Raw genomic sequence first — 8,824 nt, 5'->3', positions numbered from 1 at the left:
TCTGCCCGGGTCCGGGGCGGGCGCCTACCGAAGCCGGGTCAGACGCGGCGGCCGAGGATGAGGTCGGCGGCGACCTCGCCGATCACGATCGCCGGAGCGTTCGTATGGCCGCGGATCACGGTGGGCATCACCGAGGCGTCGGCCACGCGCAGGCCCGTGACGCCACGGACGCGGAGCTCCGGGTCGACGACGGAGGCGGCATCCGTCCCCATCCGCGCCGTGCCGACCGGGTGGTAGAGCGTGTGCGAGTAGCGGCGCAGCGACACCTCGGCGCGCTCGGTCGGCGTCATGCGATCGCCGCCGGGAGGCTGTACCCAGCCGCCGGTCGTGACGGCGCGCAGCGCCTCGGTGTCGATGAGACGCTCGCATTCGGCGAGTCCGGCCAGCATCGTCGCGGCGTCCACGCCGTCGGGATCCGACAGATACGCAGGGTCGATGAGCGGCGGCGCGGCCGGGTCGGCCGACGCGAGCCGGATCGTGCCGCGGCTGCGCGGGCGCAGCAGGATCGCCCCGATCGTGAGGCCGTGCGCGGGCGTCGGGATGAGTCCCTCGCCCACGTACGGCACCGGGGCGAAGATGATCTCGACGTCGGGGAGCCCCTCGGGCGCTCCCGCGCGATCGGCGACCTCTGTGCGGACGAACCCGTAGGCCTCGGCGACGTTGGAGGTCAGCATCCCCCTCCGCTTCGTCAGATACCGCACGACTTCGGCCGGCCTCTCGGCGTCGTGCAGGGTGCCGCTGTCCGCGGCCGGCGCGAGCCCCGCGACGAGGTGGTCCTGCAGATTGGCGCCGACGCCGGGGGCGTCCACCACGATGCCGATCCCGTGCTCGGTGAGGTGCTCGGCCGGGCCGATGCCGCTCAGCATGAGCAGCTGCGGCGTGTTGATCGCCCCGCCCGACAGCACGACCTCGCGCCGCGCGCGCACATGGCGGGTGATCCCGTCGATGTCGACGTACACGCCCGTCGCACGCGGCAGGGGCGAACCGGAATCAAGGGTCACCCGCCGGACGTGCGCACCCGTGGTGATCCGGAGGTTCGCGCGCCCCTTCGCGGGGCGCAGGTACACGTCGGCCGTGGAGGCGCGCGCACCGCGGCTCTCGCTCACCATCGTCTGCGAGAAGCCCTGCCCCGTCGGCAGATTCGCGGGGGTGACAGGATGCCCCGCCTGCTGCGCCGCCGTGAGGAACGCGGCCGTCTGGGCCCGGGGATCCCGCTGGTGCTCGACGGGCTGGGGTCCGTGGGTGCCCTGCGAGCCGTGGGCCGGATCGGCCGTGCGCTCCACACGCCGGAAGTAGGGGACCAGGGCGTCCCACGACCAGATCGGGCCGGCGGCATCCGCCCACTCGTCGTAGTCGGCGGCGAAGCCCCGCACCCACATCATGGCGTTGAGCGACGACGACCCGCCCAGCGTCTTGCCGCGCGGCCAGTACACCGTGCGGCCCTCGAGGGCCGGCTGGGGGACGGTGTCGTAGTTCCAGTCGTACCGTCCGCGGAAGAGCTTGGAGAACGCCGCGGGCACGTGCAGTTCGATCGCCCGGTCGGGTCCTCCCGCCTCGAGCAGCAGCACCGAGACGGCCGGGTCCTCGCTCAGTCGCGCCGCGACGGCGGCACCAGAGGATCCGGCGCCGACGACGACGTAGTCGGCCTCGAAGCCGTCAGCGCCGAAGCCGGCCGCGGAATCACCGGCGCTCCGACGCCCGCGCGCGACGCGGCGCCTCACGCCTGCATCGCTTTGGCGAGCGTCCTGACCAGCCCGGGCACCTTGCCGTCGACGAGGTAGCGCGTGAGTCCGGCGCTCACCTCGGCGCCGGTGCGCGAGTTCACGAACCACGGCGGCGTCGGCAGGATCGTGCCCTGAGCCAGACGCCGGCGCCGAAGCGTATCGCCCACAGAGCGAGGGAACGGCCGGAACGGCCCGCGAGCCACCGACCGCTCGACCCGATCCAGCAGCAGCGCGTTGTGCACGACGCCGATGCCGCTCGACACGTCGGCCGGCGTCGCCCCGGGGTATCCGCCCCACGTCAGGCGGGCGGTGAGGAAGTTGAAGGCGGTCCACGTGTTGATCGCGATGTCGCCGTAGCGCAGGTCGGCGATCGCGCGCGCGAAGCCGTCGCCGAGTGCCTGCTCAGTGACGGGGTCGATGAGCACGTTGGCGCCGAGCGTGCCCGTCAGCCGGGCGTTGGCGTGGGCGACCGCCGCGTCGAGGAACTCCTGCCCGGTGCCGCCGACCTCGACCACGCCGAGGATCGGGGCGAAGTACTCGATCGACTCGACCGGGTCGGGGCCCTCGCCGCCGCCCACCTCGACGATCGCGCGGGTGCGGTCGGCGGACCAGACGGCGTCGGGATAGGCGGATGCCGCGGCCTCGAGCCGCTCATCGCTCCGGGGGTACCACACCGGGCGCTCGAGGGCAGCGGCATAAGCGGTGTGCAGCGCCTGCAGGAACTCGGCCCGCTGAGGCCAGTCCGAGCTCAGGATGACGACCTGGCCGGCGATGCAGTTGTGCCCGGCGTTCACGAGCCGCATCGTGGCGACGTGCTGGGCCTGGTATTCGATGTCGGCGGCCGACCAGGCGCCGGGCACCACGATGATCGGTGAGACTCCGCCCAGCTCCGCCGTGATCGGCACCTTCAGCTGCGGCTCGCCGGCCGCGCGCGCGGCGTCGGCGTCCGCGCCTTCCGCCCCTGAGCTGCCACCGGCTGCTGAGCCTGTCGAAGCACCCCACACGATCGCGTCGAACGTCGCGGCCGAGCCGGTGATGTGCACGTGCGCGATGCGCGGGTGCGAGGTGAGGTACGCGCCGGTCGCGGCGCCGCCGCGCACGATGCGCACCAGCCCCGGCTCGATGAGCGGAGCCAGCGCACGCTCGAACACGGGTAGGAGGGCGTCCTGCGTCGGGTTGACCTTCAGCAGGGCGACGCGGTTGTGCGCGAACAGTTCGTACAGCACGTCGGCGACGGGGATCGAGGTGACGTTGCCCGCGCCGAGCACCAGCCCGACGCCGCCGGACTCGGTCGGGGCGAGCTGCGCCAGCCCGGCCTGGTGGCGCGCCTGATCCGCGGTCACGCCCGGCTCGAACCAGACCTCGCCGGTGAACCCCGACAGGAGGAACTTCTCCGTGCCGTTCAGCGGGAACGTGTGCGCACGCAGGCGCCCGCCCGGCGCCTGGTCGATGGTCACGCCGTCGAGCGGGCTCCGGCCCTTCGCGAGGGCTTCGAGGGTCTCGCGGAGCGCGTCGAGCAGTCCGATGACGGCGTAGGGTCCGCCGAGCCACTCCTCTGCCGAGAGCGGATGCCCCGGCTCCAGCCCCTTCGAGATCGTGGCGGCGTCGGCCCACTCCTGGGCGACCGCGCCCACGGCGTCCCGCACGCGGCCGAGCAGCCGCGCCCGCTGGTCGAGGGTGAGCGCGACCCACACGCGTGTGCCCTCCTCGAGTCGGGTGATCGCCTCGTCGAGCGCGGCACGCTCTTCAGCCGGCAGCCCGGCCTCGGATACACGGCCGGCGGGAGCCTTCGGGCTCTTCGCAGGCGTCTTCCGAGGTGTGGCCGGCGTGGTCGACGACGTGGGTGACATGGGTTCTCCTTCGAACTCGCGCCGGGAACCCGGGTCGGGTGAGTCCGTCCCGGGCATCTTACGTCACAGCCCCCGGCACGCGGCACGCGGTGTCACGCTCGGTGCGACTCGATGCCACGTGTGCGCGCAGACTCGGAGGTTCTGCGCGACCCGCCGGGCTGCAACTCCGCCTGGCGGCGCGTCGACGGGGTTCTCCGATCCTGTGCCGGCACTGCCGTGCTCATGTCCGCCGGGCGGGTCGAGCGGGTCAGCGCGATTCGATGTCGGCTCTGCGCAGTGGATACCGCGCGAGCGTGAGGAGGCTGAGCCCGATCAGCACGGCGGGGACGAGGCTGAAGCTCACGACGATGCCGGTGATGGCGGCATCCGGCTGCTCCACCAGCTGTCCGCCCACGATCTGTCCACCCACCGACGAGACGTAGCCGGTCGCCGCGAGGATGAGCGTCAGCGTCGTCGCGCCGAGCGCGAAGCCGACGGTCTCGCCGGCCGTCCAGACGCCGCTGAACGACCCGGCGCGGCCCGTCCCCCCAGCCACATCAGGCTCGGTGCGCTCGTCGTGCGAGATGACGTCGGGCAGCATCGCCATGGGCAGCGACTGCATGCCGGCGTACGCGATGCCCGCGATCGCGACAGGCACGTAGATCCAGTCGCCCGGCGCCCACAGCATGCCGAGGATCGACAGCGCCGCGACTGCGAAGACGACGCTCGCGATCGCGAAGGTTCGCTCCTTGCCGAGACGCCGCGCGACCACGCCCCACGCGGGCGCGGCCAGCAGCGCCGGCGCGATGAGCGCGATGAACAGCAGTTCGACCGCCGCCTGGGAGTGCAGCACCCACGTCGCGACGTACTGCGCGCCGGCCAGCATGAGACCGGTCGCGAGCGCCTGCAGCACGAAGGTCGACAGCAGCATTCGGAACGGCCGGCTGCGGCGGAGGGCGCGGATGCCGGACGCGTAGTGCTCGCGGAACCCGGCGGTCGACGCGCTCGCCGCCGTCCCACCGGAAGCGGACGAAGCAGGCGACGGGACGCTCCCCGCGCCCTCTCCACTCACCGCCGGCGCGTCGGTCGCAGCATCCGGATGCGTGCGCCCCGGCGCGGTGCGTCGCGCGACGTCCGTGGCCACCAGCATCCCGATCCCGATCACGACACCGCAGACGACTCCCATCACCAGGTACTGGACGAAGGGGTCGTCCGAGACCCGGCGGAGCGCAGGGCCGCCCGCCCCGAACAGCAGGATCGCGAAGGTGAGCACCACGACGCGCCAGGTGAGCAGGCGCGTGCGCTCGTCGTAGTTCGGTGTGAGCTCGGCGGGGAGCGCGATGTAGGGCACCTGGAACAGGCTGAAGGCGGTCGCCGTGAGCGTGAAGGCGAGCAGCACCCAGATGCCCGCGACGACGGGTCCGAGCGAGGGCGGCACCGCGAACGTCAGCGCGAACAGCACCGGCAGTGCGAGGGCGCCGATGAGCATCAGCCGCCGCCGGCTGCCGTGCCGGGCGAGGTCGCGGTCGGTCAACGCGCCGATGACCGGGTCGATGACGACGTCCCACACCTTCGCCATCGTGATGACCGCGCCGGCCGCGAGCGCCGCGACCCCGAGCGAGTCGGTCAGGTAGTAGGTGAGCACGAGCCCAGGCAGCGTCGCGAACCCGCCCGTGCCGAGTGATCCGGCCGCGTAGCGGGCGATGGTGGAACGCTTCAGGCGCGCCGGATGGATGCCGGTGGCTTCGGGTGCCGCCGGAGCCTCATTGCTCATCGCGCCAGTGTAGGTCAGCGCCGTGCCGGCTCTGTTCCCGGTCGTTGAGCGAGGGAGCGCCAGCGACCGAGACGAAACGCCTCGAGCCGGCGTTCGGCGCCGGGTGCGGGCGTTTCGTCTCGCTCGTTCCTCGCTCGCTCAACGACCGAGGGAAGGGGTCCCGGTCGTTGAGCGAGGGAGCGCCAGCGACCGAGACGAAACGCCTCGAGCTTCACGACTGCGCTGGGTGCGGGCGTTTCGTCTCGCTCGTTCAACGACTGCGCTCGGCGCGCACCGCGGCCTCGACCGCGCGCAGGCCCGCGAGCGTCTCGGCGAACGAAGTCGAGAGCGGGGACAGGCCGATGCGCAGGCCGCCGGGGTCGCGGTAGTCGGGGATGACGTCCTGGAACCACAACCGCGCCGTGACTGCGCGCATCGCGGGGTGCGAGAGGGTGACGTGGCCGCCGCGGGCGGCAGGGTCGCGGGGCGACGCCACCGAGACGCCGAGCGGGGCCAGGAATTCGTCCGCCACGCGCACGGCGAACTCGGTCAGCGCGACCGACTTGGCGCGGATGGCGCCGATCCCGACCTCCTCTATGAGGGCGAGCGTGTCCTGCATGGCGAGCATCCCGACGATCGGGGGCGTCCCCGACAGGAACCGCCGCATGCCCTCCGCCGGCTGGTACTCCGGGCCCATCGCGAACACGTCGGCGGTGCCCATCCAGCCCTGGATGGGCTGCGCGAGGCGGTCCTGAAGTCTCGTGGCGACGTAGGCGAAGGCGGGGGAGCCCGGCCCGCCGTTCAGGTACTTGTACGTGCAGCCGACGGCGATGTCGAACCCCCACACATCGGCCTCGACCGGCACGGAGCCGGCCGAGTGGCAGAGGTCCCACACGATGAGCGCCCCCGCCTCGTGGGCGATGCGGGTGAGGGCCTCGGCATCCGTGAGATAGCCCGATCGGTAGGCGACGTGCGAGAGCAGCACGACCGCCGTCTCGCGCCCGACGGCCGCACGCAGCGCCTCGCCCGAGACCCCGCTGACCGTGTCGACGTCGATCCATCGCACACGGCCACCGCGCTCCGCGGCGATGCCGTCGACGAGGTAGCGGTCGGTGGGGAAGTTGTCGCGATCGACCACGATCTCCACGCGCGCCGGGTCGGCGGCGACGGCGGCATCGAACGCGGCCCGCACCATCTTGTACAGCAGCACGGTCGTCGAGTCGCCGATCACGGTCTGGCCGGGTGCCGCTCCGATCGCTGCGCGGCCGACGGCGTCGCCGATGTCGAAGGGCAGCTGCATCCAGGACTCGTCCCAGCCGCGGATGAGGCGCCCGCCCCATTCGTCGCGCGCGAACGCCTCGAGCCGCTCGATGCTCGCGCGCAGCGGCCGACCGAGGGAGTTGCCGTCGAAGTAGACCAGCGACGTGTCGGCCCCGACGAAGGCGTCGCGGCGGCTGCGGAGCGCGTCCGCCGCGTCGAGGGCCGCGGCCTCGGTCTCGAGGTCGGACGGGGTGATCCCGGCCTGCCCACGGGTTCGGGGCGCATCGCGGACGTCTGGGGCGTGCGGCTCACGCCCCGAATGCACGTCGTGCGCCCCGAATCCGGCAGAGGCCGGACCGGACGACCCGGCGGGGTCAGTGGTCGTCATGGATGAGCTCCTCGGTGGGGACGACGGTTGCGCCGCGCAGCCACTCGGCGATCTCTCCGAACTCCGCGGGGGGCGGGCCGGGCACGAAGGTGCACACGCCGGGGGGCGGGTCGGCGAAGGGCCACGGGTCGGCGAGTGAGGCGATGAGCGCGGCGCCGCGGACTCCCGCCCGGTCCAGAGCCGCGGCCTCGTCGGGGTTGACGCCGACCGGCTGATCGCCGTTGCCGAGGTCGGTGCCGTACAGCACGCGCCCGCCGGCGGCGGCGAAGCCCGCGAGGTTCACGCGGGCGAACTCCGCCGCCTCGGGGTCGTCGCGATGGATGGCGAGCGTCGAGATCCACACCTGCCCCGCCGCCACCGCGTGAGCCGTGAAGGCGCGCCCGACGAACGCGCTGAAGGGCGTGTGGGCGAACCCGTCGACACCGGCGTCGAGCGCGCGCTGCGGCATCCCTTCGCCTTCCGCATGCGCGACGACAGCCAGACCGCGCTCGCGGGCGACCTCGACGATCGCCGCCAGGGCGTCGCTGTCGAGTACCGGCCCCGCGGTGCTGTGGAGCGAGGCCTTGATGACGGATGCCCCGAACGACGCCTGCTCGTCGACCGCCGTCGCCGCGCCGCCGGGGACGCCGGGGTGGGTCGAGGCATCCGCGATCTCGCGGGTGATCTCGGGCGGCGCCCACGAGCGCCCGACCGGGTAGCCGCCCACCGCCGTGAGGAAGGCGCCCGCGTACGCGACCCGCGGGATGCCGTCACCGCGGCGGGCGAGGGCGACGGGGTCGCCGCCCAGGTCGAGGACCCCGGCGATGCCGCCCGCGGCGAGAGCCCGCTCGTCGGTGAGGTGCAGGTGCACGTGGTGGTCGGTGAAGGGCGGGAGCGACACACCCTGCTCGCCCGTGAGAGCCCGGTGGCAGAGCGCCGCATCGGGGCCGAGCAGCTCGCGCAGCGCCTCCGGGTCGTGCGACATCACAACTCGGTCCGCACGGCGTACAGCTCGGGGAAGAACGTCAGCTCGAGCGCGCGCTGAAGGAACGGCACGCCGCTCGAGCCGCCCGTGCCGGTCTTGAAGCCGATGATGCGCTCCACCGTCTTGAGGTGGCGGAAGCGCCAGAGCTGGAAGTTGTCTTCCAGGTCGACGAGCTCCTCGCACGTCTCGTACGCGGCCCAGTGGGTCTGCGGGTCCCGGTAGATCTCGACGAACACCGGCACGAGCTCAGGAGTGTAGGTCCACGCCGTCGTCACATCGCGCTCGAGCACCGCCGCGGGGATCGGGTAGCCCGACCGCGCGAGCAGCCCGAGGAACTCGTCGTACAGGCTCGGTGCCTCGAGCGCGGCCTGGATGAGGGTGTGAGCTGCCGGGTCGGCGTCGAACACGCGCAGCATGGCGGCGTTCTTGTTGCCCAGGGTGAACTCGACCGCGCGGTACTGCGCCGACTGGAAGCCGCTCGCGTTGCCCAGCACACCGCGGAACTGGCCGTACTCGGCGGGCGTCAGGGTCGCCAGGACGGACCACTGCTCGGTGAGCGTCTTCTGGATGTGCTTGACCCGTGCGATGCACTTGAGCGCGGGCGCGAGCTGGTCTTCGCGCAGCAGACGACAGGCCGCGCCCAGCTCGTGCAGCACGAGCTTCAGCCACAGCTCGGTGGTCTGATGCTGCACGATGAACAGCAGCTCGTCGTGGTGCTCCTGCTTCCCCTCGCTGCCGCTGAGCGGCCGCTGAGCCGACAGCAGGGTGGGCAGATCGAGGTACCCGCCGTAGCTCATGCGGTCCTCGAAGTCGGTGACGACTGTTCCCTCGATCGCCCGGGTATTGCGTTCGACGCTCACGGCTTCAGCCTAATGACGACGCATGGTGCGCCGTCAGGGCCTGCGC

General features: G+C 72.7%; 6 protein-coding genes. All 6 read right to left on the bottom strand.

The annotated features are described in order from the left end of the window. Positions 1-38: 38 nt before the first annotated feature. The gene (locus tag B1729_RS07365; RefSeq protein ID WP_163631667.1) at positions 39-1,721 is read right to left on the bottom strand and encodes a GMC family oxidoreductase N-terminal domain-containing protein; all 1,683 of its coding nucleotides are present in this window, start codon (positions 1,719-1,721) and stop codon (positions 39-41) included. Then, positions 1,718-3,574: an aldehyde dehydrogenase family protein gene (locus B1729_RS07360; protein ID WP_163631665.1), complete on the bottom strand. Its 1,857-nt coding sequence runs from the start codon at positions 3,572-3,574 to the stop codon at positions 1,718-1,720. The genes B1729_RS07365 and B1729_RS07360 overlap by 4 nt, the downstream gene beginning before the upstream one ends. 247 nt (positions 3,575-3,821) lie before the next feature. Continuing rightward, positions 3,822-5,327 (bottom strand): MFS transporter, encoded by a 1,506-nt coding sequence (locus tag B1729_RS07355; RefSeq protein ID WP_163631662.1) that lies wholly within the window; start codon positions 5,325-5,327, stop codon positions 3,822-3,824. A gap of 250 nt (positions 5,328-5,577) precedes the next feature. Next, positions 5,578-6,954, bottom strand: a complete 1,377-nt coding sequence (locus tag B1729_RS07350) for an aminotransferase class V-fold PLP-dependent enzyme (RefSeq protein ID WP_163631659.1) — start codon at positions 6,952-6,954, stop codon at positions 5,578-5,580. After that, a complete protein-coding gene (locus B1729_RS07345; RefSeq protein WP_163631656.1) occupies positions 6,941-7,918 on the bottom strand; it encodes a hypothetical protein in 978 nt (325 codons plus the stop codon). Before B1729_RS07345 ends, B1729_RS07350 begins: the two co-directional genes overlap by 14 nt. Further along, positions 7,918-8,778 carry a tryptophan 2,3-dioxygenase gene (gene kynA / locus B1729_RS07340; protein ID WP_163631653.1) on the bottom strand — a complete coding sequence of 287 codons (861 nt, stop codon included), beginning with the start codon at positions 8,776-8,778 and terminating at the stop codon, positions 7,918-7,920. Before kynA ends, B1729_RS07345 begins: the two co-directional genes overlap by 1 nt. Between the last annotated feature and the right edge of the window lie 46 nt (positions 8,779-8,824).

The organism is Microbacterium sp. B35-04 (assembly GCF_010634885.1).
In the GTDB taxonomy this organism is placed as follows: domain Bacteria; phylum Actinomycetota; class Actinomycetes; order Actinomycetales; family Microbacteriaceae; genus Microbacterium.
The sequence above is the reverse complement of the archived record's forward strand: the minus strand, read 5'-3'. Positions and strand labels throughout refer to the sequence as shown.